Annotated in this window: 36 protein-coding genes; 10 read left to right on the forward strand and 26 right to left on the reverse strand. The window is 67.6% G+C overall.

Features of this window, described 5'->3' with window-relative positions; translation table 11 throughout:
* Positions 1 to 65 precede the first annotated feature (65 nt).
* Positions 66 to 920, reverse strand: a complete 855-nt coding sequence (gene phhA, locus PX554_RS02270) for a phenylalanine 4-monooxygenase (RefSeq protein ID WP_093223791.1) — start codon at positions 918 to 920, stop codon at positions 66 to 68.
* Between the two features lie 109 nt (positions 921 to 1,029).
* Between phhA and PX554_RS02275 the strand changes: the two genes are divergently transcribed.
* Positions 1,030 to 1,638, forward strand: a complete 609-nt coding sequence (locus PX554_RS02275) for a TIGR02117 family protein (RefSeq protein WP_275498956.1) — start codon at positions 1,030 to 1,032, stop codon at positions 1,636 to 1,638.
* Complete coding sequence (locus PX554_RS02280) at positions 1,623 to 2,327, forward strand: esterase/lipase family protein (RefSeq protein WP_275498592.1); 705 nt, start codon at positions 1,623 to 1,625, stop codon at positions 2,325 to 2,327. Before PX554_RS02275 ends, PX554_RS02280 begins: the two co-directional genes overlap by 16 nt.
* A gap of 9 nt (positions 2,328 to 2,336) precedes the next feature.
* Here the strand turns inward: PX554_RS02280 and ptsP are convergent, their stop codons facing one another.
* The 3 genes from ptsP to PX554_RS02295 all read right to left on the reverse strand — a co-directional run bounded on the left by ptsP (position 2,337) and on the right by PX554_RS02295 (position 6,146).
* Complete coding sequence (gene ptsP, locus PX554_RS02285) at positions 2,337 to 4,604, reverse strand: phosphoenolpyruvate--protein phosphotransferase (protein WP_275498594.1); 2,268 nt, start codon at positions 4,602 to 4,604, stop codon at positions 2,337 to 2,339.
* Between the two features lie 75 nt (positions 4,605 to 4,679).
* Positions 4,680 to 5,705 (reverse strand): Holliday junction branch migration DNA helicase RuvB, encoded by a 1,026-nt coding sequence (gene ruvB, locus PX554_RS02290; protein ID WP_093223651.1) that lies wholly within the window; start codon positions 5,703 to 5,705, stop codon positions 4,680 to 4,682.
* A gap of 54 nt (positions 5,706 to 5,759) precedes the next feature.
* On the reverse strand, positions 5,760 to 6,146 hold the full coding sequence (locus PX554_RS02295; RefSeq protein ID WP_275498597.1) for a hypothetical protein: 387 nt from the start codon (positions 6,144 to 6,146) through the stop codon (positions 5,760 to 5,762).
* A 414-nt stretch (positions 6,147 to 6,560) separates the two neighbouring features.
* Between PX554_RS02295 and PX554_RS02300 the strand changes: the two genes are divergently transcribed.
* Positions 6,561 to 6,905: a UrcA family protein gene (locus PX554_RS02300; protein WP_275498599.1), complete on the forward strand. Its 345-nt coding sequence runs from the start codon at positions 6,561 to 6,563 to the stop codon at positions 6,903 to 6,905.
* 62 nt (positions 6,906 to 6,967) lie between these two features.
* Here PX554_RS02300 and ruvA read toward each other — a convergent pair whose 3' ends face one another.
* From ruvA to PX554_RS02325, 5 genes are all read right to left on the reverse strand, one after another.
* The gene (gene ruvA, locus PX554_RS02305; protein WP_275498601.1) at positions 6,968 to 7,561 is read right to left on the reverse strand and encodes a Holliday junction branch migration protein RuvA; all 594 of its coding nucleotides are present in this window, start codon (positions 7,559 to 7,561) and stop codon (positions 6,968 to 6,970) included.
* A 214-nt stretch (positions 7,562 to 7,775) separates the two neighbouring features.
* The gene (ruvC, locus tag PX554_RS02310; protein ID WP_256326179.1) at positions 7,776 to 8,270 is read right to left on the reverse strand and encodes a crossover junction endodeoxyribonuclease RuvC; all 495 of its coding nucleotides are present in this window, start codon (positions 8,268 to 8,270) and stop codon (positions 7,776 to 7,778) included.
* A 115-nt stretch (positions 8,271 to 8,385) separates the two neighbouring features.
* Positions 8,386 to 9,129, reverse strand: a complete 744-nt coding sequence (locus PX554_RS02315; protein WP_093223644.1) for a YebC/PmpR family DNA-binding transcriptional regulator — start codon at positions 9,127 to 9,129, stop codon at positions 8,386 to 8,388.
* Positions 9,130 to 9,269: 140 nt separating this feature from the next.
* On the reverse strand, positions 9,270 to 9,509 hold the full coding sequence (locus PX554_RS02320) for a DUF2312 domain-containing protein (RefSeq protein WP_010160912.1): 240 nt from the start codon (positions 9,507 to 9,509) through the stop codon (positions 9,270 to 9,272).
* An 82-nt stretch (positions 9,510 to 9,591) separates the two neighbouring features.
* Positions 9,592 to 9,888 carry a DUF1244 domain-containing protein gene (locus PX554_RS02325; RefSeq protein ID WP_275498609.1) on the reverse strand — a complete coding sequence of 99 codons (297 nt, stop codon included), beginning with the start codon at positions 9,886 to 9,888 and terminating at the stop codon, positions 9,592 to 9,594.
* Positions 9,889 to 9,959: 71 nt separating this feature from the next.
* On the opposite strand from PX554_RS02325, the gene pyk reads away from it, so the two are divergent.
* Positions 9,960 to 11,417, forward strand: a complete 1,458-nt coding sequence (pyk, locus tag PX554_RS02330; protein WP_275498611.1) for a pyruvate kinase — start codon at positions 9,960 to 9,962, stop codon at positions 11,415 to 11,417.
* A 22-nt stretch (positions 11,418 to 11,439) separates the two neighbouring features.
* Here the strand turns inward: pyk and PX554_RS02335 are convergent, their stop codons facing one another.
* Both PX554_RS02335 and PX554_RS02340 read right to left on the reverse strand, forming a co-directional pair.
* Complete coding sequence (locus PX554_RS02335) at positions 11,440 to 12,486, reverse strand: FUSC family protein (RefSeq protein ID WP_275498612.1); 1,047 nt, start codon at positions 12,484 to 12,486, stop codon at positions 11,440 to 11,442.
* A gap of 216 nt (positions 12,487 to 12,702) precedes the next feature.
* Positions 12,703 to 13,704, reverse strand: a complete 1,002-nt coding sequence (locus PX554_RS02340; protein ID WP_275498614.1) for an adenosine kinase — start codon at positions 13,702 to 13,704, stop codon at positions 12,703 to 12,705.
* 99 nt (positions 13,705 to 13,803) lie between these two features.
* Here PX554_RS02340 and PX554_RS02345 point away from each other — a divergent pair, with 99 nt between their 5' ends.
* Positions 13,804 to 14,481 (forward strand): EI24 domain-containing protein, encoded by a 678-nt coding sequence (locus tag PX554_RS02345; protein WP_093223638.1) that lies wholly within the window; start codon positions 13,804 to 13,806, stop codon positions 14,479 to 14,481.
* Complete coding sequence (locus PX554_RS02350) at positions 14,478 to 14,858, forward strand: hypothetical protein (protein WP_093223637.1); 381 nt, start codon at positions 14,478 to 14,480, stop codon at positions 14,856 to 14,858. The genes PX554_RS02345 and PX554_RS02350 overlap by 4 nt, the downstream gene beginning before the upstream one ends.
* A gap of 46 nt (positions 14,859 to 14,904) precedes the next feature.
* On the opposite strand, the gene PX554_RS02355 is transcribed toward PX554_RS02350, so the two are convergent.
* From PX554_RS02355 to PX554_RS02385, 7 genes are all read right to left on the reverse strand, one after another.
* Positions 14,905 to 15,267: a hypothetical protein gene (locus PX554_RS02355; protein WP_338061557.1), complete on the reverse strand. Its 363-nt coding sequence runs from the start codon at positions 15,265 to 15,267 to the stop codon at positions 14,905 to 14,907.
* A 109-nt stretch (positions 15,268 to 15,376) separates the two neighbouring features.
* Positions 15,377 to 15,817: a hypothetical protein gene (locus PX554_RS02360; protein WP_275498617.1), complete on the reverse strand. Its 441-nt coding sequence runs from the start codon at positions 15,815 to 15,817 to the stop codon at positions 15,377 to 15,379.
* Positions 15,818 to 15,827: 10 nt separating this feature from the next.
* A complete protein-coding gene (locus PX554_RS02365; protein WP_275498619.1) occupies positions 15,828 to 16,256 on the reverse strand; it encodes a TIGR01244 family sulfur transferase in 429 nt (142 codons plus the stop codon).
* 21 nt (positions 16,257 to 16,277) lie between these two features.
* On the reverse strand, positions 16,278 to 18,035 hold the full coding sequence (gene recQ, locus PX554_RS02370; RefSeq protein WP_275498621.1) for a DNA helicase RecQ: 1,758 nt from the start codon (positions 18,033 to 18,035) through the stop codon (positions 16,278 to 16,280).
* The gene (locus PX554_RS02375) at positions 18,032 to 18,373 is read right to left on the reverse strand and encodes a type II toxin-antitoxin system PemK/MazF family toxin (protein WP_275498623.1); all 342 of its coding nucleotides are present in this window, start codon (positions 18,371 to 18,373) and stop codon (positions 18,032 to 18,034) included. The genes recQ and PX554_RS02375 overlap by 4 nt, the downstream gene beginning before the upstream one ends.
* Position 18,374: 1 nt before the next feature.
* The gene (locus tag PX554_RS02380) at positions 18,375 to 18,608 is read right to left on the reverse strand and encodes an antitoxin MazE-like protein (RefSeq protein WP_093223628.1); all 234 of its coding nucleotides are present in this window, start codon (positions 18,606 to 18,608) and stop codon (positions 18,375 to 18,377) included.
* A 39-nt stretch (positions 18,609 to 18,647) separates the two neighbouring features.
* Complete coding sequence (locus tag PX554_RS02385; protein ID WP_275498626.1) at positions 18,648 to 19,199, reverse strand: TetR/AcrR family transcriptional regulator; 552 nt, start codon at positions 19,197 to 19,199, stop codon at positions 18,648 to 18,650.
* Positions 19,200 to 19,256: 57 nt separating this feature from the next.
* On the opposite strand from PX554_RS02385, the gene PX554_RS02390 reads away from it, so the two are divergent.
* The 4 genes from PX554_RS02390 to PX554_RS02405 all read left to right on the forward strand — a co-directional run bounded on the left by PX554_RS02390 (position 19,257) and on the right by PX554_RS02405 (position 21,770).
* Positions 19,257 to 19,724, forward strand: a complete 468-nt coding sequence (locus tag PX554_RS02390) for a monooxygenase family protein (RefSeq protein WP_275498628.1) — start codon at positions 19,257 to 19,259, stop codon at positions 19,722 to 19,724.
* A 42-nt stretch (positions 19,725 to 19,766) separates the two neighbouring features.
* Positions 19,767 to 20,036 carry a GNAT family N-acetyltransferase gene (locus tag PX554_RS02395; protein ID WP_275498629.1) on the forward strand — a complete coding sequence of 90 codons (270 nt, stop codon included), beginning with the start codon at positions 19,767 to 19,769 and terminating at the stop codon, positions 20,034 to 20,036.
* A gap of 69 nt (positions 20,037 to 20,105) precedes the next feature.
* Positions 20,106 to 20,585, forward strand: a complete 480-nt coding sequence (purE, locus tag PX554_RS02400) for a 5-(carboxyamino)imidazole ribonucleotide mutase (protein ID WP_275498631.1) — start codon at positions 20,106 to 20,108, stop codon at positions 20,583 to 20,585.
* Positions 20,586 to 20,699: 114 nt separating this feature from the next.
* Positions 20,700 to 21,770 carry a 5-(carboxyamino)imidazole ribonucleotide synthase gene (locus PX554_RS02405; RefSeq protein WP_275498633.1) on the forward strand — a complete coding sequence of 357 codons (1,071 nt, stop codon included), beginning with the start codon at positions 20,700 to 20,702 and terminating at the stop codon, positions 21,768 to 21,770.
* Between the two features lie 15 nt (positions 21,771 to 21,785).
* Here the strand turns inward: PX554_RS02405 and PX554_RS02410 are convergent, their stop codons facing one another.
* The 8 genes from PX554_RS02410 to miaB all read right to left on the reverse strand — a co-directional run bounded on the left by PX554_RS02410 (position 21,786) and on the right by miaB (position 26,826).
* On the reverse strand, positions 21,786 to 22,727 hold the full coding sequence (locus PX554_RS02410) for a hemolysin family protein (RefSeq protein ID WP_093223620.1): 942 nt from the start codon (positions 22,725 to 22,727) through the stop codon (positions 21,786 to 21,788).
* Positions 22,728 to 22,737: 10 nt separating this feature from the next.
* Positions 22,738 to 23,247 (reverse strand): rRNA maturation RNase YbeY, encoded by a 510-nt coding sequence (gene ybeY, locus PX554_RS02415; RefSeq protein ID WP_093223618.1) that lies wholly within the window; start codon positions 23,245 to 23,247, stop codon positions 22,738 to 22,740.
* A complete protein-coding gene (locus tag PX554_RS02420; RefSeq protein ID WP_093223617.1) occupies positions 23,247 to 23,645 on the reverse strand; it encodes a type II toxin-antitoxin system VapC family toxin in 399 nt (132 codons plus the stop codon). Before PX554_RS02420 ends, ybeY begins: the two co-directional genes overlap by 1 nt.
* Entirely contained in the window at positions 23,642 to 23,902 is a 261-nt protein-coding gene (locus PX554_RS02425) for a type II toxin-antitoxin system VapB family antitoxin (protein WP_093223615.1), read from the reverse strand. Before PX554_RS02425 ends, PX554_RS02420 begins: the two co-directional genes overlap by 4 nt.
* 47 nt (positions 23,903 to 23,949) lie before the next feature.
* Complete coding sequence (locus PX554_RS02430; RefSeq protein WP_093223613.1) at positions 23,950 to 24,951, reverse strand: PhoH family protein; 1,002 nt, start codon at positions 24,949 to 24,951, stop codon at positions 23,950 to 23,952.
* Between the two features lie 180 nt (positions 24,952 to 25,131).
* Complete coding sequence (locus tag PX554_RS02435; protein WP_093223612.1) at positions 25,132 to 25,326, reverse strand: hypothetical protein; 195 nt, start codon at positions 25,324 to 25,326, stop codon at positions 25,132 to 25,134.
* The gene (locus PX554_RS02440) at positions 25,326 to 25,475 is read right to left on the reverse strand and encodes a hypothetical protein (protein ID WP_176787120.1); all 150 of its coding nucleotides are present in this window, start codon (positions 25,473 to 25,475) and stop codon (positions 25,326 to 25,328) included. Before PX554_RS02440 ends, PX554_RS02435 begins: the two co-directional genes overlap by 1 nt.
* Positions 25,462 to 26,826, reverse strand: a complete 1,365-nt coding sequence (miaB, locus tag PX554_RS02445; RefSeq protein ID WP_093223610.1) for a tRNA (N6-isopentenyl adenosine(37)-C2)-methylthiotransferase MiaB — start codon at positions 26,824 to 26,826, stop codon at positions 25,462 to 25,464. Before miaB ends, PX554_RS02440 begins: the two co-directional genes overlap by 14 nt.
* Positions 26,827 to 26,840: the final 14 nt, after the last annotated feature.

The raw sequence follows: 26,840 nt of genomic DNA on the forward strand, positions 1-26,840 counted from the left end.
TCCGCGACATTCAGCGGTTGCAGGATACCTGCATCCCAAGAATCGCAACGCGGCACGCCGGTCCTTCAGGCCGGCACCTTACCCCGCGCGTAATCCTGCGTCCCCAGCGTCAGCACGGTATCGCCCGGCACGATCTCGCCCACCGCGATATCCGCTTGCCCGCGGATTGCCTCGTACAACGGCGCGAAGTCGGTCTCGACCGTCACGCGCAGCAGCTCGTCGAAGCTCGGGATAACGAAGTAAGTCTGCTGGAAGTCGTCGATCCGATAGGCGCTGCGCATCACCCGCTCGAGATCAAAGCCGATCCGGTTGGGGCTGGCATCCTCCAGCGCGAAGCGGCTCTCGGCGAAGCTCGAAACGATGCCAGCGCCGTAGATGCGCAACCCCTCGGGCTCGGCGACCAGCCCGAACTCGACCGTGTACCAGTAGAGCCGCGCGAGATATTTGAGCGCGTCCATCCCATTGGCGCGCAAGCCCCCCTGTCCGTACGCCACCAAATACTCGGCGAACCGCGGATCGGCGAGCATCGGCACATGCCCGAACACGTCGTGGAAGACGTCGGGTTCCTGGAGGTAATCGAGCTGATCGCGGCGGCGGATGAAATTGCCCGCGACGAAGCGGCGGTTGGCCATATGCTCGAAGAACACGTCGTCGGGCACCAGCCCCGGCACCGCGACGACCTGCCAGCCGGTCAGCTTCATCAGCCGGTCGGACAGTTCCTTGAAATCGGGGATGCCGGGCTTGGAGAGGCGCAGCACGTCGAGTCCGCGCAGATACGCCTCGGACGCGCGGCCGGGCAGCAGCTTGGCCTGCCGCGCGAACAGCGTGTCCCACACCGCATGGTCTTCGGGCGTGTAATGCGCCCAGTTCTGCGGAACGGTCCAGTCGGCGGCGGCGCCCTCGGGGGGCTGGAGGTGCATTTCGTCGGTCACGACGATAGCGTATCACGCGCTTAGGTGGCGGGGAACATGCGTGCGGCGATTCTGGTTGCATTTGCTACGAAGTGGCATCGCGGCGTTGGTGCTGCTCATGCTCGGCTATGCCGCCGCCGGGCTGATCGGCGGCGCGATCCCCACCAACGCGGGCTGGCGCGAGCCTGCGGCGGGGGTACGAATCCAGGTGTCGAGCAACGGCGTCCACACCGGTTTCATCGTGCCCGTCGTGGCTGCGGGCGTGGACTGGCGGGGCATTCTCCGCCCCGAGGATCTCGCCGACCCGCGCTACGCGGAGTATCCGGCAATCGCAATCGGCTGGGGCGAGCGCGCCTTCTACCTCGAAACCCCGAGCTGGGCCGATGTGAAGCCGCTCACCGTCCTCGCTGCGGCGATCGGTTCGGAGCGCACGGTGGCGCACGTCGATCACCTTCCCTGGCCTGCGCCCGACGCCGACAGCCGCGTCGTCACGCTGCGCCCGGAAGAGTATCGCCGCCTCGCCGCCTTCATCCGCGCAAGCTTCGCCCCGCGCGGCTGGCACCGCACCGGCTACGGACGCAACGACGCCTTCTACGCCGCGCGCGGCCGCTACGACGCTCTGCGGACATGCAACACATGGACGGGCGACGCGTTGAGATATGCGGGCGTCCGCATCGGTGCGTGGACGCCGTTTCCGGTGACGGTGATGCAATGGTTCAAGACGTAGCGGCGCTTCCCCCTTCGAAATTCCTCTGGGCCGCCGAACTGCCGCGCGGAGTGTGGGGCCTAGCCGAACTGCTCGGTGCGCGCACCCGGCTCAAGAGCGCGCCGAAGGGTGACGGCCGCCCGGTGATGATTCTGCCCGGCCTCGTCAACACCGACCGTTCGAACCTGCTGCTGCAACGCTTCCTGCGCCGGCTCGGCTACCGCGTCGAAGGCTGGGGGCTCGGCCGCAATCTCGGCACCCGCGCGATCGGCCGCGAAGGCGAGGTGCTGATGCAGCGCATCGCCGCGCTTCACCGCCAAACGGGCGAACCGGTCACGCTGATCGGCATCAGCTTGGGCGGCATCATGGCCCGGATCGCGGCGCACCGCGCGCCGGGTTCGGTGCGCGAGGTCATCACGATCAGTTCCCCCTACGCCGGCTCGGCACGCGCGACCAACGTGTGGCGCTCGTTCGAGTTCTTCACCGGTGATCGCATCGATGACGATCACGTCCGCGCGCAGGCGACCCTCGCCGCGACGCCACTACCGGTCCCCGAAACCGCGATCTGGAGCCGCAGCGACGGCCTCGTCGCCGGCGAGATCTGCCACGCGGGGGAAACCCGCGCGATCGAGGTGCGCAGCAGCCACATCGGCGTGCAATGGCGTGCCGAGGTGATGCTCGCCGTGGCGGGCGTTCTCGCCGGGCGCTGATCGCCGAGGTTACGCCAGTTCGACGCCCTGCCCGGACGCCCACTCCGAGAGCGCGGCGCGCATGTCACGCGGCGGCGCGGCGAGCAGGCTGTCCATCTTCGCGATCAGCGCGGCATGGTCGAGCGAGCGCACCATCGCCTTGACCGGCCCTACCGCCGCCGGCGTGATCGAGAGGCGATCGATACCGAGGCCGATCAGCGCCATCGCCTCAAGCGTGCGCCCCCCCATTTCGCCGCAGACGCCGAGTTGCACCCCCGCCGCGCGGCACGGTTCGACGAGCCGCCGCAAGAAGCGAAGGATCGCCGCGCTGAGCCAATCGTAGCGCTCGGCGAGCTTGGGATTGGCGCGATCGGCGGCGAAGAGGAATTGCGTCAGATCATTGGTGCCGACCGAGAGAAAATCGAGCTTGGGCAGCAGCAGGTCGAGTTGCTCGGCGAGCGCGGGGACTTCGAGCATCGCGCCATAGCGGATCGCCTGCGGCATCATCTTGCCGCGCCGCACCAGCCAAGCGCGCTGCGCCTCGAACAAGGCGCGCGCCTCATCGAACTCCCACGGCTCGGACACCATCGGGAACATCACGTTGAGCGTGCGGCCACCCGCCGCCTCGAGCAGCGCGCGCGCCTGCGCCTTCATCAGCCCCGGCCGTTCGAGCGCCAGCCGCAACGCGCGCCAGCCCATCGCCGGGTTTTCCTCGTCCTCATCCTTGCTGAGATACGGCAGCGCCTTGTCGCCGCCGATATCGACGGTGCGGAAGATCACCGCGCGCTCGCCGGCACTCTCCAGCACATCGCGGTAGAGGCGTTGCTGGCGTTCGCGCGCGGGCAATGTCGAGGAGACGAGGAACTGGAACTCGGTGCGGAACAGCCCGATGCCGTCGGCGCCGGTCAGATCGAGCGCCGCGACGTCGTCGCGCAGACCCGCGTTGACCATGACCGTGACGCGGTGGCCGTCCTTGGTGATCGGCAGTTCGTTGCGCAGCGAGGCGAACGCGGCGCGGCGCTTCTGCCGCAATTCCTGCTTGGCCTCGAAGGCCTCTTCCATCGAGCTTGAAGGCCGGGCGAACACATGCCCCGCGGTCACGTCGAGGAGCAGGGCGTCGCCTTCGCTGATCAGGCGCCGCACGCCCTTGACCCGGCCGAGCACCGGCACACCCATGGCGCGGGCGACGATGGTGACGTGCGCGGTGAGCGAGCCTTCCTCCAGCACGACGCCCTTCAGACGGCGGCGGTCATATTCGAGCAGTTCGGCGGGGCCGAGATTGCGCGCGATCAGGATCGTGTCCTGGCGCAAGCCCATTTGCGCGGCGGTGCCGAGTTGACCCGAGACGATGCGGAGCAAGCGGTTCGAAAGATCCTCAAGGTCGTGCATCCGGTCCGCGAGCAACGGATCGTCGATCTGGCGCATGCGCATGCGGGTGCGCTGTTGGACGCGCTCGATCGCGGCCTCGGCGGTCAGGCCGCTGTCGATGGCTTCGTTGATGCGGCGCGCCCAGCCTTCGTCGTAGGCGAACATCTTGTAGGTTTCGAGCACTTCCTCATGTTCGCCGCCGATGCCGAACTCCGCCTCGCGCGCGATCCGCTCGATCTGCTCGCGCATCTTGTCGAAGGCGGCATAGACGCGGTGGCGCTCGGCCTCGACGTCCTCGGCGACGGTGTGTTCGACGACGATGCGCGGCTGATGATAGACCGCGAAGCCGCTCGCCATGCCATCGACCAGCTTGAGGCCCGAGATACGGATCGGCGCGGTCGGCTGGATTCGCGCCGCGCCGGCGCCAGCGCCATCGACCAGATCGGCATTGGCGATCAGTTCGGACAGTACCATCGCCACCGTCTGCAACGCTTCGATCTCGACATCGTCGTAGCGGTGCGGATCGGCATGCTGGACGCACAGCACGCCGACCGCGCGCTCGCGCCGGATGATCGGCACGCCCGCGAAGCTGTGATATTTGTCCTCGCCCGTCTCCGGCCGATAGGCGAAGTCGGGGTGCGACGCCGCCTCGTCGAGATTGAGCGTCTCGACATTGTTCGCGATCGTGCCGACCAGCCCCTCGCCCGGTGCGAGCTTGGTGACATGCACCGCCTCCTGCGCGAGCCCGCGCGTGGCGAACAATTCGAGCAGGCCGTCGCGCAGCAGATAGATCGAACAGACCTCGCTCGCCATCGCCTCGCCGACGATCTGGACGACCGAATTGAGCTTCGCCTGTGCGGGCGTGCGCGACGCCATCACATCATGGAGGCGGACCAGGATTTCGCGCGCGGAGGCAACGGCGGTGAGCATGCACGATCCGCTATCAGAATGCCGCAAGGCGATCCATCGTGCGGCGCACAACAAATGATTGCGGATGTGGGGGAATCATCCGTCGAACAGATCGTCCTGGTTGCCGGCCGGCGGGTTGAGACCGAGATGCTTCCACCCGCCGGCGTTGAGGCACCGCCCGCGCGCGGTGCGCGCGACAAGTCCAAGCTGGATCAAATAAGGTTCGATCACCTCCTCGATCGTGTCACGCGGCTCGCTCAGGCCCGCCGCCAGCGTCTCGACCCCGACCGGGCCGCCACGATAGATATCGGCGATCATCATCAGATAGCGCCGGTCCATCGCGTCGAGTCCGAGCGCATCGACTTCGAGCCGGTTGAGCGCGCTATCGGCGGCGCGCGCATCGACGCTGTCGCGCCCGGCGGCATGCGCGAAATCGCGCACGCGGCGCAGCAACCGCCCGGCGATGCGCGGGGTGCCGCGCGAGCGCCGCGCGACCTCGCGCGCGCCGTCGGGCGTGATGGCGAGGCCGAGCAACGCGGCGGCACGCGTGACGACGCGTTCCAGTTCATCGACGGTATAGAAGCTCAGCCGCACCGGGATGCCGAAGCGATCGCGCAGCGGCGTGGTGAGCAGCCCCTGCCGCGTCGTCGCGCCGACCAGGGTGAAGCGCGGAAGGTCGATCCGCACCGACCGCGCGGATGGCCCTTCCCCGATCATCAGATCGAGCGCGCGATCCTCCATCGCCGGATACAGCACCTCCTCGACGGCGGGCTGGAGGCGGTGAATCTCGTCGATGAACAACACGTCGCCATCTTCGAGATTGGTGAGCAAAGCGGCGAGATCGCCCGACTTGGCGATCACCGGGCCGGAGGTGGCGCGGAACCCCACCCCCATCTCGCGCGCGATGATCTGCGCGAGCGTCGTCTTGCCGAGCCCCGGCGGCCCGAAGAACAGCACATGATCGAGCGCGTCGCCGCGCGCGCGCGCCGCCGCGATGAAGACGCGCAGATTTTCGCGTGCCGCCTTCTGCCCGACGAAATCGTCGAGCGACTTGGGGCGCAGCGCGGCATCGACATCCTCGGGGCGGCGCGTGGGCGCGAGCAGGCGGTCGGGATCATCCATCCCGCGTTCCCTACCTGTTCACCACCGACCCTGTCGAGCGGTCAATATCCGGCGTCAGCCCTGCGTGCCCGCTCGCGCCGCTTGCGCGCGGGTGAGTACGTAGCGTGCCAGCGGATCGACATAGGGCAACGGAAGCGAGCGCTTCGCGCCGATCAGGCGACCGCAGACGGCACCCACCACGGTTCGCGCGTGCAGATCGAGCCGCCCTGTCGCGACGGCTTCGACGAAAGTGGGCTCTTTGTCGAGGTCGGCGATCAGCCGGTCGAAGAACGTGGCGGGATCGACCGCGCGCGACCGTCCGGCATCGCCGTATGTCGAGATCAGCAGGCGCGCCCATTGCTCGGGATCGTCGGGCGTGGCCGTGTTCAATTCGGTCTCGCGCTTCATCTGCTCGCGATAGGCATCGCGGGTGATGCGGTCGGGATGCTCGTCGCTCGGCAACAAGGGGCGCCAGCCCTTGTCGACGCTGCGAATGAGCGGCGTGCCGCACCGAACACAAACAGCGCGAAGATCAACGCCGTCATGCCACACGCGGCGCCGCGAGCGCCGGTGGCCGATGACAGCACAAAGCGGTTTCATCAGAATCGACATATCGTTGTTATACAAGGTTATATTACAAATGTTGCGTTACCAGAACGACTATTTGCGATTTGCTTTAATTTTTATGACAAAACAGCCGAGCCGAATGGCCTTGTCGCTCTCGTGACACAGGCGTAATGCGACCGCCCGGTCTCATGGAGCAGCCGCGGACCCTCGCGTCGCGGGCCGGCGGCTGACCATGAGGAGGACGCTGCCGCGCAGCGCCCCCGTCCGCACGGCACCGGCATAGCATGCGGCGCGCAGGAGTATGATGCAATGTCCGGAACTTTCAGAACTGCGGCGATCGGCCGGGGTGCGGTTTTCGCGTGCGCGCTGTTCGGCGCGGCGGCGGTCGCGACCCCGGCGCTCGCCGATCCGATCGACGTCATCACCAGCATCCGCGTGGCGAATCTTACGCCGCCGGCGACGCCGGCCGAACATGCCGCGCTGCGGCAGCGCATCGCGCGCGCGGCCGAGAGCGCCTGCGGCTCGGATGAGCGCAGCCTTGCCGAATATCGGTACGCGGTTCGCCAGTCGCCCTGCTTCCGCGAGAGCTACAGCACCGCGATGGAAGAACTGAACACGCGCTGGGGCACCGCCACGGCCGGCGGCGGACGCTGATCCGCGAGACCGCCCGCCGTGCGCGGCGGGCGGTCGACGCTATGAGCCCATCGCCTCGGCTTCTATTTCGCGGCCTTGCGCAGCGCGAGCCGGACGAGCGCGTCCAGCGTCGCGCCCGCGCCAAGCTCCTCCTCGGCAGCGGCGACCGCGCTCGCAGCCTCGGCCGGACGGAAGCCGAGGTTGAGCAGCGCCGATACCGCGTCCGCCCCCGCACCGACCGGCGCCGCAACCGCCGCCGCGCCGCCGAGCACGACGCCGCCGATCCGATCCTTCAATTCGCGCACGATCCGCTCGGCGAGCTTGGGGCCGACGCCATTGGCGCGCGCCACCATCGCCTTGTCCTGCGCGGCGATCGCGCGCGCGAGTTCGGATGGATCGAGCGCCGACAGGATCGCCAACGCGACGCGGGCGCCGACGCCTTGCACCCCGGTGAGCAAGCGAAACGCGTCGCGTTCGGCTGCGGTCGCGAAGCCGACGAGTCGCAGGAAATCCTCGCCGACCAGCATCTCGGTGTGGAGCATCACCGCTTCACCGACCGGTCCAATCGCGGAGAGCGTGCGCGTCGAGGCGCCGACCAGATAGCCGACCCCGCCGACATCGACGACGGCGTGGTCGAGCCCGGTCGAATCGAGCCGGCCTTTAAGGTGCGCGATCATGTCAGAGGTGCCCGCTGCATTGGGGTACATATGCGGAACGGCGCGACCGAGGAAAGCGAAAAGATCGGTTCGCGCGGGGGCGCCTAGAGACGCTTACGCTTTATCCGTATCCTGTTCCCCCGCGAAAAGCGGGGTCCAGAGCCACGCACAGAATGGCTCGCGGCTCTGGCCCCCCGCTTTCGCGGGGGAACGGATTATCTTTCCTCTGCGCGCCTCAACGCCCCGCCAAAGACCGCGCGCTGGCGAGGTGATGCGCGTGGCAGATCGCCACCGCGAGCGCGTCGGCGGCATCGGCGCCGTCTATCTTCACGCCGGGCAGCAGCCGCGCGACCATCGCGTGAACCTGCGTCTTTTCGGCCGCGCCGGTGCCGACCACCGCCTTCTTGACCAGCCGTGCGGCATATTCGCCGACGTCGATGCCGCCGCGCGCGACCGCGCAGATCACCACGCCGCGCGCCTGGCCGAGCTTGAGCGTCGATTGCGGATTGGCGTTGACGAACACTTCCTCGACGGCAGCCGCGTCGGGCGCGTGATCGAACATGAGGGCCGACAGCATCGTGTCAAGATGGGTGAGCCGGCGCGCGAGCGGCGCCGCGCTGTCGGTCTTGAGGCGTCCGTTGGCGAGGTGCGACAGGCGGTTGCCCTCGGCACGGATCAGCCCCCATCCAGTGGTGGCGAGCCCCGGATCGAGGCCGAGGATGATCGTCAAATCTCCCCTCCCGCTTGCGGGAGGGGTCGGGGGAGGGCCCGTCGGTATCGCATCGGCCGCATGAAGGAGGACAGGCCCTCCCCTAGCCCCTCCCGCAAGCGGGAGGGGAATGCGTTCACGCGAGCTTCTCCATCACCGCGTCGGAGACTTCGTAATTGCCCCAAACGGTCTGGACGTCGTCGTCGTCGTCGAGCGTGTCGATCAGCTTGAACAGCAGGGCCGCGTCTTCCTCGCCGACCTCGACCGTCGTCTGCGGCTTCCAGGCGAGCTTGGCGCCCTCGGGTTCGCCGAGCACGGGCGTGATCGCCTTGACGACCTCGTGCAGATCGCCCTGCGCGGTCCAGATCTCGTGACCGTCCTCGGACGAGGTGACGTCCTCGGCTCCCGCCTCGAGTGCGGCTTCGAACACCTTCTCCGCATCGCCGACCTCGGCCGGGTAGCTGATCAGCCCGACCCGGTCGAACGCGTGGCTGACCGAGCCCGACGCGCCGAGGTTGCCGCCGTTACGCGACACCGCGACGCGCACGTTAGTGGCGGTGCGGTTGCGGTTGTCGCTGAGCGCCTCGATGATGAGGCTGACGCCGCCGGGGCCGAAGCCCTCATAGCGGATTTCCTCGTAATTCTCGGCGTCACCCCGGCTCGCCTTGTCGATCGCGCGCTGGATATTGTCCTTGGGCATCGACTGCGCCTTGGCCGCGTTGACGGCGGCGCGCAGGCGCGGGTTCATGTCGGGATCAGGCAGGCCCATCTTCGCCGCGACGGTGATTTCGCGGCTGAGCTTCGAGAACATGCCCGAGCGCTTCTTATCCTGCGCACCCTTGCGGTGCATGATGTTCTTGAATTTGGAATGGCCTGCCATGCGTCGCGTCCAGTGTTTTCCGTTCGTGTCGAGTAGGGTTCGAGTGCAATCGAGAACCCGTATCGGGGCATATGTCCCTCGATACGCCATCTCGACAAGCTCGACGGCTACTCGGGACGAACGGTGTGGTCAAAAGGCGATTACGCCAGCCCAAGCGCCTGCTTGTACGTCTCGAGCAGCATCTCCGCCTCGTCGCGGTGATGCTTCTCCATCTTGCGCAGGCGGACGATGGTGCGAATCGTCTTCACGTCGAAGCCGGTCGATTTGGCCTCGCCGTACACGTCCTTGATGTCGTCGGCGATGCCCTTCTTCTCTTCCTCAAGGCGCTCGATACGCTCGATGAGAAGGCGAAGCTGGTCGGCGGCGATGGTCTCGCTCATGAATGGTTCCCCGAAGGTGTGAATGGCTGAAAGCGAGCGCCTTTAGGCGAGCCGCGCGCGCGCGTCACCCCCCGGACTCGCGTCAGGCGTTCTTCGCCACGCTCTCCTGCATGCGCGCGATCTGTTCGGGGGTGGCGGCGGTCTGGTGTTCCGCCTTCCACTGCGCATAGGGCATGCCATAGACCAGCGCGCGGCCGGCTTCCTTGTCGAGTTCGCCGCCGCTCGCCTCGGAAACCCAGTCGCCCAGGCAGTTGCGGCAGAAGCCCGCCAGCCCCATCAGATCGACGTTCTGCGCGTCGCTGCGGTGGCGCAGATGGTGGACCAACCGGCGGAACGCGGCGGCCGCAACCGTGTCGTCAAGGTCTTCGATCATCGTCATTGCTGTCTTTCCGTGGTTGATCGGCGGTAGATAGCGGCTAGAGGGACACGCGCAAACCGATGGGAACAGCCATGACGAAGACCATCCGCCCGCGTTCGCGCAAAGTCCGCATCCTCGCCACGCTCGGCCCGGCCAGCAGTAGCCCGGAGCAGATCGCCGCTCTGTACGAAGCGGGCGCCGACGCCTTCCGTATCAACATGAGCCACGGCGACCAGCAATCCAAGGTCGGCGTGATCGCGGCGATTCGCGAGCTGGAGACGATCTACCGCCGCCCGACCACGATCCTCGCCGATCTGCAGGGGCCGAAGCTGCGGGTCGGCAAGTTCGCCGACGGCCGCGTCGAACTGGTCAAGGGCGCGACCTTCGTTCTCGATCGTTCGGCCGAGCCGGGCGACGCCACCCGCGCCGAACTGCCGCACCGCGAGATCTTCGCCGCGATCGAACCGGGCGCGCGGCTGCTGCTCGACGACGGCAAGCTGGTGCTGCGCGTGACCGAGCATGATGCCGACCGAATCGTCACCGAAGTGGTGGTCGGCGGCTGGCTGTCGAACAACAAGGGCCTCAACGTCCCCGACGTGGTCGTGCCGATGGCGGCGCTGACCGAGAAGGACCGCAGCGACCTCGCGTTCGCGTGCGACCAGGGCGTCGACTGGATCGCGCTGTCGTTCGTGCAGCGCCCCGAGGATCTCGCCGAGGCGCGCAAGCTGATCGAGGGCCGCGCCGCGCTGCTCGCCAAGATCGAGAAGCCGAGCGCGATCGAGCGGCTCGAGGAGATCGTCGAGATGTGCGACGGCGTGATGGTCGCGCGCGGCGATCTCGGCGTCGAGTTGCCGCCCGAGACGGTGCCGCCGCTCCAGAAGCGCATCATCGAAGTGTCGCGCCGGCTCGGCCGCCCGGTGGTGGTGGCGACGCAGATGCTCGAATCGATGATTACCTCGCCTTCGCCGACGCGGGCCGAGGTATCCGACGTGGCGACCGCGATCTACGACGGCGCCGACGCGATCATGCTGTCGGCGGAGAGCGCGTCGGGCGCGTGGCCGATCGAATCGGTCGCGATGATGGACGCGATCGGCACCTCGGTCGAACGCGATCCCACGCACGGCGACCGCATCCACTTCACCGTCACCCGGCCCGACCCGACCACCGCCGACGCGCTGGCGGAGGCGGCGAAGAACATCGCCGAGACGGTGTCGGCGGTGGCGATCATCTGCTTCACCGCCTCGGGATCGACCGCGCGCCGGATCGCGCGCGAACGGCCGGGCGTGCCGCTGATGGTGCTGACGCCCAAGCCCGAGACGGCGCGGCGGTCGGGACTGTTGTGGGGCGCCTATCCGATCCTCACCAAGGACGTGACCTCGTTCGAGGAGATGGTCTCCAAGTCGAAGCGGATGGCGCTTCGCCATGGTCTCGCCAAGGCGGGCGACCGGGTCATCATCATGGCGGGCGTGCCGTTCGCCACGCCGGGATCGACCAACGTGCTGCACGTCGTGCGGATCGTCGGGGACGAACTGAACGGCTATTCGAGCTGATCCTCCCCGCTTGCGGGGAGGATCAAACGCCGCCGGGTTCGCTGCGTCCGGAGGGGATCTTCGCGCTGCGCGGCGCGAACAGGTGCCAGAGCAGCAGCACCGGCTCGACCATCGCCATGCCGACCAGCGTCCCCGCGAGCCGCTCCAGCCCCGGCGTAATGACCGCACCGGCGTAGCTGTCGGGGACGAGCGTCACCAGCACCGTGAGCGTGAACTGGGTGCCGGCATAGCGGTAGGCATGGTCGCCGTTCTCGATGTGGCGCCCGGCCGCCACGCCGAGCGCGGTACCCAGGATCAGCAGCGGCGCCGAACCCGCGCCCAGGAACAGGAACCCCGCGGAGAAAGCCGCTCCCGCCAGCCCGCCGATCAGCCGGTAGAACAGCCGCCAACTCACCGGCGCGAACCCACTCGTGCCGATCCCCGCCACCGGCACCAACATCACCGCCATCACCGTGATCGCGCCCGCCGACAGCGCGGGCACGTCGAACGAGGCCGAGACGATCACCAGCAGCGCGAGCGCGAGGCCGCCTTGCGCGGCGTGGCGCAGCGCCGGCCAGCTCCACCCGGCGATACCGGTCGCAGCGTTGCGCTCGGCCGGCCACAGCCGCCGCAGCGTCACCGCCGAAAGCAGGCTGACCGCCACGCAGGCCACGGTGCCCGCGACCGTTTCAAGGATGCGCGTCTGAACGAAGCGCACCAGCGGGATCGCGGGATCATGAAGCGCGTCGTACAGCACCATCGCGAACGTGAGGCCGACGAAAAGCCAGGCATAGGCGCGTTTCGCGGTGATCGCTTTGTACAGCGTCACCGTGCCGAGCGCGAAGATGCCGAGCGCGGCGAGCCACCAGTGCGGCGCGAGCAGCGGGATCGCCGTCAAGGCGAGCAGCCCGCCCGCGAGCGTGCCGACGACGCGCAACAGACCACGCTGGACCGTCTCGAGCACATGGCCGCGCATCACCATATAGCCGGCGAACGCCGCCCAGGAGACGTTGGTCGCGCCGATCGCGTGCACCGCGAGGATCGCCAGCAGCACCGAGGCGACGCATTCCGCCTCATCGATCGTGCGCACACCAATCCGGCGGCGCAGGGAAGCGAGAAAAGCGGCCATCTCCCCTACGCTACGCGGTGCGAGGCGGCGCTACCAGCGCGCGGGCTGTTCGCGCCACTCCCGTCATGCCAGCGCAAGCTGGCATCTCCCCGTTGCTCGCGCGGGACGAGAACCGCAGGAGACCCCAGCGTGCGCTGGGGTGACGCAAGGGGGCGGGGGTGGTGTAGGCGTAGCGGCTTATCTCGCTAGCTTTTCCGCCATCAGCGCCTTGAGATCGACCTGCGCGCGCGCGCCGTAGTGCGAGATGATCTCCGCCGCGCAGATCGCGCCGAGGCGAAGCGATTCGGCGACGCTCAGACCCTGTGCCTGGCCGTGGAGGAAGCCCGCCGCGAACAGGTCGCCCGCGCCGGTGGTGTCGACGACGCGCGCGACCGGCTCGGCGGCGACGCCGACGGTCTGGCCGCCCGAGACCGCGATCGCGCCGTGCGCGCCGCGCGTGACCACCAGCATCGGCACCTGCGCCGCCGCCGCCGCGACCGCCGCGTCGAAATCGTCGGTCTGCATCAGCGCGAGCAGTTCGGCCTCGTTGGCGAACATGATGTCGAGCAGATCCTTCGCCATCAGGTCGCGGAAATCGGCGCCGTGGCGGCCGATGCAGAACGTGTCGGACAAGGTGAAGGCGACCTTGCGGCCCGCCTTGCGCGCGATCTCGATCGCGGCGCGCATCGCGGCGCGCGGCTCCTCGGGATCCCACAGATAGCCTTCCAGATACAGGATCGCGCCAGCGGCGATCATCTCGCGGTCGAGCGCGGTCTCGGGCAGGAATTGCGACGCGCCGAGGAAGGTGTTCATCGTGCGCTGGCCATCGGGCGTGACGAAGATCAGGCAGCGTGCGGTGGTCGGCTCGCCCGCGCGGGTCGCGGTGGTGAAATCGATCCCGACCGAGCGGATGTCGTGCGCGAAGATCTGGCCAAGCTCGTCGTCGGCGACCTGGCCGATGAAGCCGCACTTGCCGCCGAGCGCGGCGATGCCGGCGACGGTGTTCGCCGCCGATCCGCCGCTCGCCTCGATCCCCGGCCCCATCTTGGCGTAAAGTGCATCGGCCTCCTCGGGCGAGAACACGAGCGCCATCGAACCCTTGTTCATGCCGGCCTCGACGATGAAGCTGTCGGTGGCCTGGGAAAGCACGTCGACGATGGCGTTGCCGATCGCGACTACGTCGTAAGTTGGGGCGCTCAAGGGATTCTCCGGGGAATTGGCTAAACCTGCCGCCTAGGGCGCCGCGTTCGCCCGCGCAACCGCGTTGACGCGGGCGCGATCCGCCCGCACGACGGGCGGATGATCCGCGCCTTCTTCCTTTCGATCGGCCAGTTCGGCGACCGTGCCTTTCTGATCGTGTTCGCCAAATCGCTCGCCCTCACCTTCGCGCTGTTCGCGGTGCTCGGCGGTGGCGCCTGGTTGTGGGCGCAAGACCTCGCCGCGACGCAAGGGGCGGACGGCTGGCTGTCGGCACTCGCCGGGTTCGCCGCCTTGCTCGCGGTGTTCGCGGCGGGCTGGCTGTTGTTCCGCGCGATCGCGATCGGCGTGATGATGGTATTCGTCGAGGAGATCGTCGTCGCCGTCGAGCGCAAACATTACCCCCAAGCGCTCGCCGAGGCGCGGCATGTCGGCGTGGGCCGCGCGGCGGTGATGGGGCTCGCCTCGGCGGCGCGCGCGATCATTCTCAATATCGTCGTTCTGCCGCTCTATATCGTGCTGCTGGTCACCGGCGTCGGCACGCTCGCGCTGTTCCTCGTCGTCAACGGTTGGCTGCTCGGGCGCGACCTCGCCGAGATGGTCGCGGCGCGGCACCTGCCCGCTGCGGCGATGCGTGGCTGGCGCGCGTCCACACGGCTCGAGCGGTTCACGCTGGGGGTTGCCGGGACCGGGCTGTTCATGGTTCCGATCCTCAACCTCGCGGCGCCGGTGCTCGGCGCGGCGATGGCGACGCATTTGTTCCACGGAAAGAAAGCATGACACGATTTCCCCCCAGAATCACGACGACCCTGCTCGCGGCGGCGGCGCTCGGCGGCTGCTCCGGCGGGGTCGTGCCCGCCGCGCGCCCGGCGACGTTCGCACCGGTGCCGGGCGGCGGCGGTGCTACGCTGGGGCGGGTGATCGGCCAGACCGGCGCCGCGCTGACCGCGATGTTCGGCGCGCCGGCCGCCGACGTGCGCGAAGGCGACGCGCGCAAGCTGCAATATGGCAATGCGACCTGCGTGCTCGACGCTTATCTCTACCCCAAGGGCAGAGGCGAGCCGGTGGTCACTTACGTCGATGCCCGCCAGACCGACGGCAGCCCGATCGACCGCGCGAGCTGCGTGGGCGCGCTGCAAATCGGCAGGCGCAAGTAATCAGGCGACGGCGTGGCCGGTCGGCGACCGGCCACCCGCGTCAGGATCAGCAGCCGTTACGATAGTTCTGCGCGCGATCGTGCTTCTGGTCGAGGCTCTTGCCGAGCAGGCCGCCACCGACCGCACCCAGCACGGTGCCGAGCGTGCCGCCACCGAGCACCGAGCCGAGCACCGCACCGCCCGCGCCGCCGGCGATCAGGCCCGTGGTGCCGCTGGAACGGCGGCAATCCTGGTAATAGCGGCGCTGATCGCCACGGTGATCGCGATAATAGCGGCCATCGTCATAGCTGCGCTGATATTGCGTCCGATCGTAATATCCATAACGTTGCGCCTGCGCGGGTGCCGCCACGGTCATCGGCATGATCGCAGCGGCGGCGAGGGCGGCTGCGGCGAACTTCTGCTTCATCATCGTACGTCTCCTTGCATGTGATGGAGACGTTCTAGCGACTCGCGACTGAAACGGTTCTGAACTGACCGTGCAACTACCGTTCAGTATTGTTAACGCGGTTGGCGACCGCTCAATGCGGGCGGAATTGGCGGAGATCGACGACGTTGCCGGCCTGCGCGATGCCCTCGATCCGGCGGACATCGGCTTCGAGGACGCCGAACAGAGTGACATTGCCGAGCACGCTCTCGCCCGTCTCGATCCGCACGCCTTCGACCGAGGTGCTGAGCGCGAGCGGGGCGAGCAGCCGGCGGGCCTCGACGCGCACGCCGCGATGCCGCAACACCGCGATCGTGCCGTTGCCCGCGACGATCGCCGCGGCGCCGTCGCCGCTAACGAGCGCGGCGCGGGCGATGAAGCCGGCGAGCCGCTCCTCGGCCATGCTCCGTGCCTTCTCCACGTCGTTGAGCCTAGCCTCCTCGCGGCGGAGCTTGCGCGCGTACCAGGCGAGCGCGACCAGCGCGGCCAGCGCGAGGGCGATCTGATACCAGCGCAGGCCGAGCAGGAAATCCATCAGGCCCCTTTCACGCCTTGCCCGACAGCGCCTCTAGCAGCGGGCGGAGACCGTTGAGATCATAGCCCGCCTCGCGACCCTTGGCGATCAGGACGTCGGGGTCACGCCCCTGTTTGGCCTGCGCGAGCGCCCACAGATTGCACGAGCGCGTACCCGAACGGCAGAACGCCAGCACCGGCCCGCCGGCCTCTTCCAGCGCCTGCACCATCGCATCGATCTGCGGGTGCGAGAAGCCGGCCTGCGTCACGGGAATCTCGGTATAGGCGAGTCCGGCCGCCTCGGCGGCGGCGCGCACCGCCGCGCCCTCGGGCTGGCCGGGATCCTCGCCGTCGGGACGGTTGTTGACGATCGCGACGAAGCCGGCGGCGGCGATATCCGCCACATCTTCGGGAGCGATCTGCGGAGCGACCGAAACCGAGTCGTCCATCTTACGTATCATGCGGCTAACCTTTCCTCTCGTTCACCCGCGTAACACCTCGAGAAAGGCGTCGCCATAGGTCTCCAGCTTGCGCGCGCCGATGCCGGTGATGTGCGCGAGCGCGGCGCGACTGGTGGGCCTGAGCGCCGCCATCTCGCGCAGCACCGAATCGTGGAAGATCACATAAGGCGGCACCTGCGCGGCCTGCGCGAGCTCACGCCGCTTCGCGCGCAGCGCCTCGAACAACGGATCGCCGGCCGGGTTCTCCGCCGCCGCGCCGCGTCGGCGGCGTTCACGCTTGGGCTGGACGAGCAGCGAGACCTTGGTCTCGCCTTTGAGGATGCCGCGCGCCTCGGGGCCGAATTCGAGCCCGCCGAAATCGTTGGTGCGCAGCGCGTCGCGCAGCAGCAGCGCACGCGACACCGGCTTGATGAGCGCCGCCTCCTCTGGACTCGAGGCGATGCCGAACACGCCGAGCGCCTCATGCCCGTTCATCAGGCTGCGCTCGGTCGACTGGCCGGTCAGGATGCTTTCGATATAGCCGACGCCAAAGCTCTGGCCCGTGCGAAACACGGCGGAGAGGAATTTCCTCGCCACCTCCGTCGCATCGATCGCGCCGGGCGGGTTGAGGCAGTTGTCGCAATTGCCGCAATTGTCGGGAGCCGGGTCGCCGAAATGGCGCAGCAGGATCTGGCGACGGCAGGTCGGCGTCTCGACCAGCGCGCCGAGCGCGGTGAGCCGCGCACGTTCGCCCGCCTGGCGGTGCGGCTCGACCTCACCGATGCGCTGCCGCGCCTTGGCGAAATCCTCGGCACCCCAGAACAGATGCGCGATCGAGGGGTCACCGTCGCGCCCGGCACGACCGGTCTCCTGATAATAGCCCTCGATCGACTTGGGCAGCCCGGCATGCGCGACGAAGCGCACGTCGGGCTTGTCGATGCCCATGCCGAACGCGACCGTCGCGACGATCACCATATCCTCGCTCGCGACGAAATCGGCCTGGTTGCGCGCGCGCACCGCGGGATCGAGCCCGGCGTGATAGGGCCGCACCTTCCGCCCGGTCGACGCGAGTCGCTCGGCGAGTTGCTCGACGCTCTTGCGAGTCTGCGCGTAGACGATGCCCGGCCCCGGCTGCTCGGCGACGATATCGGCGATCTGACGGGTGATATTGTCCTTGGGGCTGATGCGGTACTGGATGTTAGGCCGGTCGAACCCCGCCACGATCATGCCGTCGTGCGGAATGCCGAGCTGTTCGAGGATGTCGGCGCGGGTATGCGCGTCGGCGGTCGCGGTGAGCGCGAGCCGGGGCACGTGCGGGAACGCGTCGAGCATCGTTCGCAGCAGCCGGTAGTCGGGGCGGAAATCATGCCCCCATTCCGAGACGCAATGCGCCTCGTCGATCGCGAACAAGGCGAGCGGTGCCTGTCCGAGCAGATTGCGGAACGACTCGTTCGAGGCGCGTTCGGGCGCGACATACAGCAGGTCGAGCTCGCCGCGCCGGAAGCGCGCGATCGTCTCCATCTGGTCGGTATCGACCGAGGTGAGCGTCGCGGCGCGGATACCGATCGCGGTTGCCGCGCGGAGCTGGTCGTGCATCAGCGCGATCAGCGGAGAGACGACGACGCACGTGCCCTCGATCGCGACGGCGGGAAGCTGGTAGCACAGCGACTTTCCCGCGCCGGTCGGCATCACCGCGAGCGTGTTGGCGCCGCGCAGCACGCGCGTCACCACCTGTTCCTGCACGCCGCGGAACCCGGGGAAACCGAAGGTGGATTGAAGGATGGGGAGCGGATCGATCATACGTCGGCGAACCCCAACACGATCAGCAGCGCGCTGTCGATCTCCGCCAGTTCACTCGCGTTCAAACGACCAATCCTCCGGCTGATCTTGCTTCGATAGCTGGACACCGGGATATCGATCATCACTTGGCAGCGCAGTTCGAGCCCGTTGGTCGGGAGCGGCAGCAACACCGGACGGAACGGGGACTGCGCGTCAATCACCGAGGTGCAGCCGACCAGGATCACGCGGTCGGTTGGGTAACGATCAGACTGGACCGCAATGAAGGGCCGCGGCTTCCCGCCGAAGCCGCTCCCGGTGGCGGCAATCACGACGTCGCCGCGCAGAATCTCGTCTTCCATCTCAGGCCGGGTCGTCCTGGGGCCAATCGTGCATCGCCATCACGTCGGCGACTTCGTCCGGATTGTCAGCATACCATCGATTCAACGCCTCCGTGTCGCGCTTGGCGCGCGCGATGAACTCGGGCGAGGAGGTGTCGGGCACCCAGAACACCTTGGGACGCAGGCCCTTGGCGCGCATCGATTCGCGCCATCGTCGGGCGCGTTCGGCACCGGTCAGGGGGCGTTCGACGTTCATGGCGTGACGTTACGCGTAACGCCAGGTCGGTACAAGCGATCACGCGTCCCGTGACATCATGCCATCGGCCAGCAAGTCCAGCGTCGCCTCCACCGCGGCGCGGTGCAGCGTGCCGCCGTTGGCGTCGAGCAACAACGTGGCGAGGCCGTGGACCAGCCCCCAGGCGGCGAGCGTCGCCACCTCGGCGCGATCGGGCGCGATCCGCGCGACGCGGTTGGCGAGCACGGTGTAGGCCGTCTCTCCCTCGGGCACGCCACGGACCTTCTCGCGCGAGAACATCAGCCGGAACAATGCCGGGTGCGACAACGCGAAATCGACATAGGCGCGGCCTTGCGCGACCAGGGCGGCGCGCGAATCCGCCACATCATCGGCCGCCAGCAATCGCGCGCGCAACGCCGCGAAACCTTCGTCGGCGACGGCTGCGAGCAGGGCGGCGCGATCCGCGAAATGCCGGTACGGCGCCATTGCGGAAACGCCGGCGGCACGCGCCACCTCACGCAGACTGGGCGGGGCGTCGCCGGCTTCGAGCAAGCTCAAAGCGGATGAAACGAGCGACGCGCGCAGATCGCCATGATGATAGGTGGCAGCCATGTTTACATCGTACACTTTGCGAGCTATGTGTACGGCATATACATTGGAGCCGTCGCCATGCAAAATCCGGTGAAGCGTGAATCGATCGATCTGTCCGCCCTGCCCGATCTCGTCGTGGTGATGCTCGGCTTCCGCGTGCGCCGCTGGCGCGGCGTGCTGTCGATCTTACGGATCGGGCGCGGCCTATCGGCCATCCGGCAGCACAGGCCGGACGGGCTGCTCCACGACGAGCAATGCTTCTACTCGCTGACGCATGTCGGCATTCGCCAATATTGGCGCGATTACGAGAGCCTCGAACGCTTCACGCGCAGCGAGCCGCACGCCACCTGGTGGCGCGAGTTCCTGCGCGACAGCGGCGGGGCCGGCTTCTGGCACGAGGCGTATCGGATGCGCGGCGGGATGGAAGGCATCTATGTCGATATGCCCGCGCCCGTGGGCTTCGGGCATTTCGCGCCGCCGCGCGATCCGCGCGGGCCGTTCCTGTCGGCACGCGCGCGGATCGAGGCGGGGCATGTCGCGGCCTGATGCCGCCCTTCCGAATGCGGGCGGTTTATGCGACACGGCCTCATGCCTGACGTTACCGACAACCGCTCCGAACATGAGTTCGAAATCGTCGTCGACGGCCACCGTGCCGTGGCCGCCTATCAGATGGAGGATGACACGATCGTCTTCACACACACGATCGTGCCCGAAGCGATCGAAGGGCGCGGAGTCGGATCGCGGCTGATCCGCGCCGCGCTCGATTCGGCACGCGACCGCAAGCTCAAGGTCATTCCGCAATGCCCGTTCGTGGCCGCCTATATCGAGCGGCACCCGGAATATCGCGACCTGCTCTGAGGCATCGAAGTGTCGGCGACCGGTTCGTTCGGCGTTGCCCTGCCCGTCTCGCCTCGCTAGGGGCACGGGATGGAACCGCAGGTCGGCATCATCATGGGCAGCACCTCCGATTGGGAGACGATGCACCACGCCGCCGATCTGCTGCGCGAACTCGGCGTCGCGCATGAGACCAAGGTGGTGTCGGCCCACCGCACGCCGCAGCGCCTCTACGATTATGCGGCCGGCGCGGCGGACCGCGGCCTCAAGGTCATCATCGCCGGCGCCGGCGGCGCCGCCCATCTGCCGGGCATGACCGCCGCGATGACGCATTTGCCCGTGCTCGGCGTGCCGGTGCAATCCAAGGCGCTGAGCGGCCTCGACAGCCTCTATTCGATCGTCCAGATGCCGGCGGGCATACCGGTCGGCACGCTCGCGATCGGCAAGGCCGGTGCCAAGAACGCGGCGCTGCTCGCGGCCGCGATCCTCGCGCTTGGCGACGCAGCCTTGTCGGCGCGGCTCCAGGCATGGCGCGCCGCGCAGACCGACGGCGTAGCGACCGATCCGGCGTGATTTTCGGCAAGGTCCGTTCGTTCCGAGCGAAGCCGAAGGGGGCACATGCCGGTTCCTCGACGTCGCTCGGAACGAACGGATGTTGAAGCATAGGAACGCTGAAGTGGTGCGCGCATGACTCCCCTCCCCCCCGGCTCGACCATCGGCATCCTCGGCGGCGGGCAGCTCGGGCGAATGCTCGCCGCGGCTGCGGCGCAGCTCGGCTATCGCACCCATGTGCTCGCGCCCGACGCGGAGAGCGTCGCCGCGCAGACCGCGTCGAGCTTCACCCGTGCCGATTATCACAGCCGCATCGTGCTCGACGAGTTCGCCGCGATCACCGACGTCGTCACCTATGAGTTCGAGAACATCGCGCTCGATCCGATCGTGTATCTGGCGGCCAAAGTGCCGGTCCACCCCGCCCCCGCGGCGCTCGGCGTCGCGCAGGACCGTGCCGAGGAGAAGAGCTTCGTCGGAGAACTGGGCGGCCGCACCGCGCCGTGGGCGAAGGTCGAAAGCCTCGACGACCTGTACGCCGCCGTCGCCGCGATCGGCACGCCGGCGATCCTGAAGACGCTGCGACTCGGCTATGACGGCAAGGGTCAGGTCCGGCTCCATCGCGCCGACGAAGCGGAAGCGGCCTGGGCCGCGATCGGCGGCCGGCCGGCGATCCTCGAAGGCTTCGTGCCGTTCAGCCACGAATTCTCGATCATCCTGGCGCGGCGCGCGGACGGCGCGATGGTCAGCTATCCGCCGCCATGGAACGAGCATCGGCATGGCATCCTCGCCCGATCCTCGTTGCCCGCGCCCGCCGAAATCGCCGCGCAATGGGGCGAGGCCGCTGCACTGGCGGGGCGCGTGGCCGACCGGCTCGGCTATGTCGGCGTGCTCGCGTGCGAGTTTTTCGCCGGTGCCGACGGCCCGGTTTTCAACGAGATGGCCCCGCGCGTCCACAATTCTGGGCATTGGTCGATCGAGGGCGCGGTGACGTCGCAGTTCGAGAACCACATCCGCGCGATCTGCGGCCTGCCGCTGGGCGATACCGGCCTCACCGCACCGAGCGTGATGATGGACAATCTGATCGGCGCCGAGGCGAACGGCTGGGCCGAGATTCTCGCCGAACCCGACGCGCACCTCCACCTGTACGGCAAGGAGGTGCGGCCGGGGCGCAAGATGGGGCATGTGACCCGGATCGGGCGCGTCTAGGCGTCGCCCGCCGGCTCAGGCGTCCGCGAGCTCGGGGCGCGGGGGGTGCAGGCGAAGCCGCTCGACACGGCGGGTGTCGGCCTCGGTGATTTCGATCGTCCAGCCGCTCGGATGCGCGATGCAGGCGCCGACCTCGGGCACATGCCCGGCCAGCACCGCCGCGAGCCCGCCGATCGTATCGATATCGCCATCGACTTCGGCGAGGCGCGGATCGATCACTTCGCCGACATCCTCCAGTTCGGCGCGCGCGTCGGCCTCCCAGCCGCCGCCGTCGATCGGCACCAGGAGCGCGGCGGGCGCCTCGTCATGCTCGTCCTCGATGTCGCCGACGATCTCCTCGATCAGATCCTCGATCGTGACGAGACCCTCGGTGCCGAAATATTCGTCGAGCACGACGGCGAGATGGACGCGCTTGGTCCGCATGTCGGCGAGCAGATCGAGCGCGCCGCGCGACATCGGCACGTAGAGCGGCTCGCGCAGCAGCCCGGTGATCGTTTCAGGATGCGGCGCACCGGTCGCGAGGATGTTGAACACGTCCTTGATGTGGACCATGCCCGTGATCGTATCGAGCTTTTCCTTGTAGACCGGGATGCGGCTATGCCCCGCTTCCGCGAACAGCTTGACCAGATCGGCGAAGCTGGTGCGTTCCTCGACCGCGACGATGTCGGCGCGGGGAACGCCGATATCACCGGCGTCGCGTTCACCGAAGTGGAGCAGGTTGCGCACCATCTGCCGCTCGAGCGGAGAAAGATCGCCGGTGGCGTCGGGGGCGGGATCGCCCTCGTGCGCGTCGATCACCTCTTCGATCTGCGTGCGGAGCGAGTCGTCGCCCGCATCGCCGAAGATCAACGCCTTGAGATTCTTCCAGATGCCGCCGTCATGCTGGGCGGGGTCGCCGGCCTGCGCGCCGGTGCTGATGGTACTATGGCTCGTACCGGTACTGGGGCCGTCGGACATGGCGGTCGTTTCAGTCCTCTCGTATCAAATATGGGTCGGCGAGACCCAGTGAGGCCAGCGCATCGGTCTCGATCGCCTCCATCGCCTCGGCCTCATCCTCGACCATATGGTCGTATCCTAGCAGATGCAGCGTGCCATGCACGATCAAATGCGTCGCGTGATCGGCGAGCGGGATCCCGCGCTCCTCGGCTTCCGCCGCGCAGACACCGTAAGCGAGCACGATATCGCCGAGCAGCACCTCGCCGTCGTCGCTGTTCTGCCCGACCGTTTCGAGCAGATCGGGCTGCACCATCGGGAAGGACAGCACATTGGTCGGCTTGTCCTTCTGGCGATATTGCGCATTGAGGTGCCGGACCTCGGCATCGTCGGCGAGGCGGACGGACACTTCGAAGATGGCCGCGGTGGTGAGGATTTCGCCATTGGGCGTCCGCTCGATCGCGGCGGTCGCGGCGCGGAGCGCGAGCGCGTCCCAATCGTGGCTTGGCCACACGTCTTCGGTGGAGAGGGCGATTTCAAGCATCAGGCAAGATCCGTATGGGAGAAGTCGTCTCCCTTGTAGAGCAGGCGGGCACCGTTCGTCTTGGCGCAGGCATAAGCGAAGCAATCGCCCATGTTGAGTTGGGCCGGGTGGCCGGTGCCCTTGCCGTAAAGACGATGTGCTTCGACCGCGAATCGCTCCTCGGCGTCACCGATCACCGCGGGTTGGAAACCAAGATTTTCGAGCCACCCACGAAGCGCGTCGCTCGCTTCGACGATGTCGATCATGCGGATCCTTGAGATCGCCCTGACCGCTTCCCACGTTCCGGTCGCACAATACAATCTGTCCTCATACCGATCGAGCGTGTCCATCAACGTTTCGTAACCCTGTTCCTGCGTCATGATCGCGACAAGCGCCGAGGCATCGACAAAGAGCTTCAATCCTCGTCCTCATCGTTGAGGCTGTCGTAGAAGGCCTTGTCGGCCTCAAGACCGGTGCTTTCCAGCAACCCGGGATGTTCGGCCCATATCTGTTCGAGAACGTCCCGAACCGATGGTCGCGATATTTCACGATCGAGTTCCGCTTCGCGGGCGGTTGCCAGAGCGTGAACCAGCGCGGTTTTGGTCATGCCGGATCGTTTCGCGAGCCGTGTCACCAACGCGGCGGTTTTCGCATCCTTGATATAGAGCGACGCCATCTCAACCTCCGCAGGATATCCCGGATATAATTCGGGATATCCTACTTTCAAGCATCCACGCCCTCATAGGCCTCGACGATTCGGCCGACGATCGGATGCCGCACCACGTCGCTGGCGCCGAAGCGGCAGATCGATAGCCCCTCGACGCCCTCCAGCCGCCTGACCGCATCGTTGAGCCCGCTCGCGGCCATGCCGCCGGGCAGATCGGTCTGCTTGGGATCGCCGCACACCACCATGCGGCTGTTCTCGCCGAAGCGTGTGAGGAACATCTTCATCTGTGCCGGTGTGGTGTTCTGCGCCTCGTCGAGGATGATGAACGCATCCGCCAGCGTGCGCCCGCGCATGAACGCGATCGGCGCGATCTCGATCTCGCCGCTGGCGATACGCCGCTCGACCTGCTCGGCGGGCAGGCAGTCGTTGAGCGCGTCGTAGAGCGGACGCAGGTACGGATCGACCTTCTCCTTCATGTCGCCGGGCAGGAAGCCGAGCTTCTCGCCCGCCTCGACCGCGGGGCGCGACAGGATCAGCCGCTGGACGCTGCCGGTGATGAGCTGCGCCACCGCCTGCGCCACCGCGATATAGGTCTTGCCGGTACCGGCCGGCCCGAGCGCGAAGATGATATCGTGGTCGAGCAGCTCGCGCATGTAATGCGCCTGCGCGACGGTGCGCGGCACGATCGTCTTCTTGCGCGTGCGGATCATGATCTGCGGCGGGCCGCCGCGATCCTCGGCGCGGATGATGCCGCTGAGCGTCGGTTCCGCCGACATCGCGATCACCGCCTCGACCAGTCCGGCATCGACGACTTCGCCGCGCATGATGCGGTTGTAGAGCGCGTTCAGAACATCGCGCGCCGACGCGACCGCCTCGGCGGTACCCTCCAGCCCGACCTTGTTGCCGCGCGCGGTGATGTACACGCCGAGCCGGCTTTCGAGCAGCAACAGATTCTGGTCGAACTCTCCGAACAGTTGCGCCATCAATTGCGGGCGGTCGAACACGACTTCGGCGCGGCTGCGCTCGCCGGCTTGGGCGGGGACGGGCTTTCGACTCATGCGGTTCCTTCACTCAGGAGGGGGAGAGCGCGCCGACGCCAGCAGCCGGTGCGCGGGGCGCTTGGGGGCTGGCGGCGGAAGGGGCGGCTGGGCTGCATCCGCCGGGGAGTTTGGCAGATCGCGCGCGGATCGCACAGTGGGAAAGCGCGCGGCTGATCTCTGTCAGCGAGAATGGCGCCGTTACCGCCCGGCCGCCGCCGACAAATCGATGTTCACGGCATGCGTCTGGATCGGCGTCAGCAGGAAAATCGCGGCGCTGCCCAATCCGATCACACCGGCCATATACTTCTTGCGCCGCAGATCGCCGATGCCCCGCACGATGCAATAGGCCGCCGCGATCAGCGCGCCCACGCTCCACAGCGCGAACGCGAGCATCAGCGGCGGATCAGCACGATCGACAGCCCCGACAGGATGATCCGCAGCGCGCCCAGCCCGGCATAGAACCAGAGGCCGAACGGCGTGCGCCGCCAGCCGGCGCGCGCGTCCTCGGCGAGGAACATCTGGCTGTCGCTATGCGGCGACATCGAGCTTTGCACGCTGGAAGGCTTCATCCGCACCCTCACCCTGTTCTATCATTACGCCTGTTACCGAATTGGGGCCGGCGGCGACGATCGTGACGTCGACGAGATCGCCGATCGCGGCCTTGCCGACGACGTGAACCGATTGCAACCACGGGCTTTTACCGATGAACTGGCCGGGCAGCTTGCCCATGCGTTCCAGCAGGATGGTGCAGCGGCGGCCGACACTGGCGGCGTTGAACGCGGCCTGATCGCGGTTGAGAGCGGCTTGCAGGCGCTGGAGCCGCTCGTCCATCACCTCGGACGCGACCTGATCGGCCATGCCGGCGGCTGGCGTACCGGGGCGCGGCGAATATTTGAAGCTGAACGCCTGCGCATGGCCGACCGCATCGACCAGGCTCAGCGTGTCTGCGAAATCCGCCTCGGTCTCGCCGGGGAAGCCGACGATGAAATCGCCCGACAGCGCGATGTCGGGGCGCACCGCGCGGACCCGGTCGAGCAGACGCAGATAGGAATCGCGGGTATGGCTGCGGTTCATCGCCTTGAGAATGCGGTCGCTGCCCGATTGCACCGGCAGGTGGAGGAACGGCATCAGCTTCGCGATGTCGCGGTGCGCCTCGATCAAGCCTTGCGCCATGTCGTTGGGATGGCTGGTGGTGTACCGGATACGGTGCAATCCGGCGATGTCGGCGAGCGCGGCGATCAGATCGTGCAGACCGCGTCCGTCATCTTCCCACGCATTGACGTTCTGGCCGAGCAACGTGATCTCTTTCGCGCCCGCATCGACCAGCGCCTTCGCCTCGTCGACCACCTGCACCCAGCCGCGCGAGACCTCGGCGCCACGCGTATAGGGCACGACGCAATAGGTGCAGAATTTGTCGCAGCCTTCCTGCACCGTCAGAAACGCGCTCGGGCTAACGCGACGGCGCGGCGGCAGGTGGCCGAACTTGAGATCGACGGGCATGTCGGTATCGAGCGCGGACTCGCCGCGCGCGGCGCGCGCGACCAGGTCGGGCAGGTTGTGGTACGCCTGCGGGCCGACCACCACATCGACCTTCGCGCGCCGCACGATCTCCGCGCCTTCCGCCTGCGCGACGCAACCGGCGACCGCGATCACCGGATCGGTGCCATGTTTGCTGCGGGCTTCCTTGCGAATCCGGCCGATGTCCGAATACACCTTCTCGGTCGCCTTCTCGCGGATATGGCAGGTGTTGAGCACGACGAGATCGGCGGCATTGGCGTCGTCGGTCGCGGTGAGGCCCTGTTCGGCCATGATCTCGGCCATGCGATCACCGTCATAGACGTTCATCTGGCAGCCGAACGACTTGACGTGAAAGGTCTTGGGAGGGGATTTCATGATGGGCGCTTCAT

It is taken from the genome of Sphingomonas pollutisoli (assembly GCF_029167165.1).
Classification (GTDB): Bacteria; Pseudomonadota; Alphaproteobacteria; order Sphingomonadales; family Sphingomonadaceae; genus Sphingomonas; species Sphingomonas pollutisoli.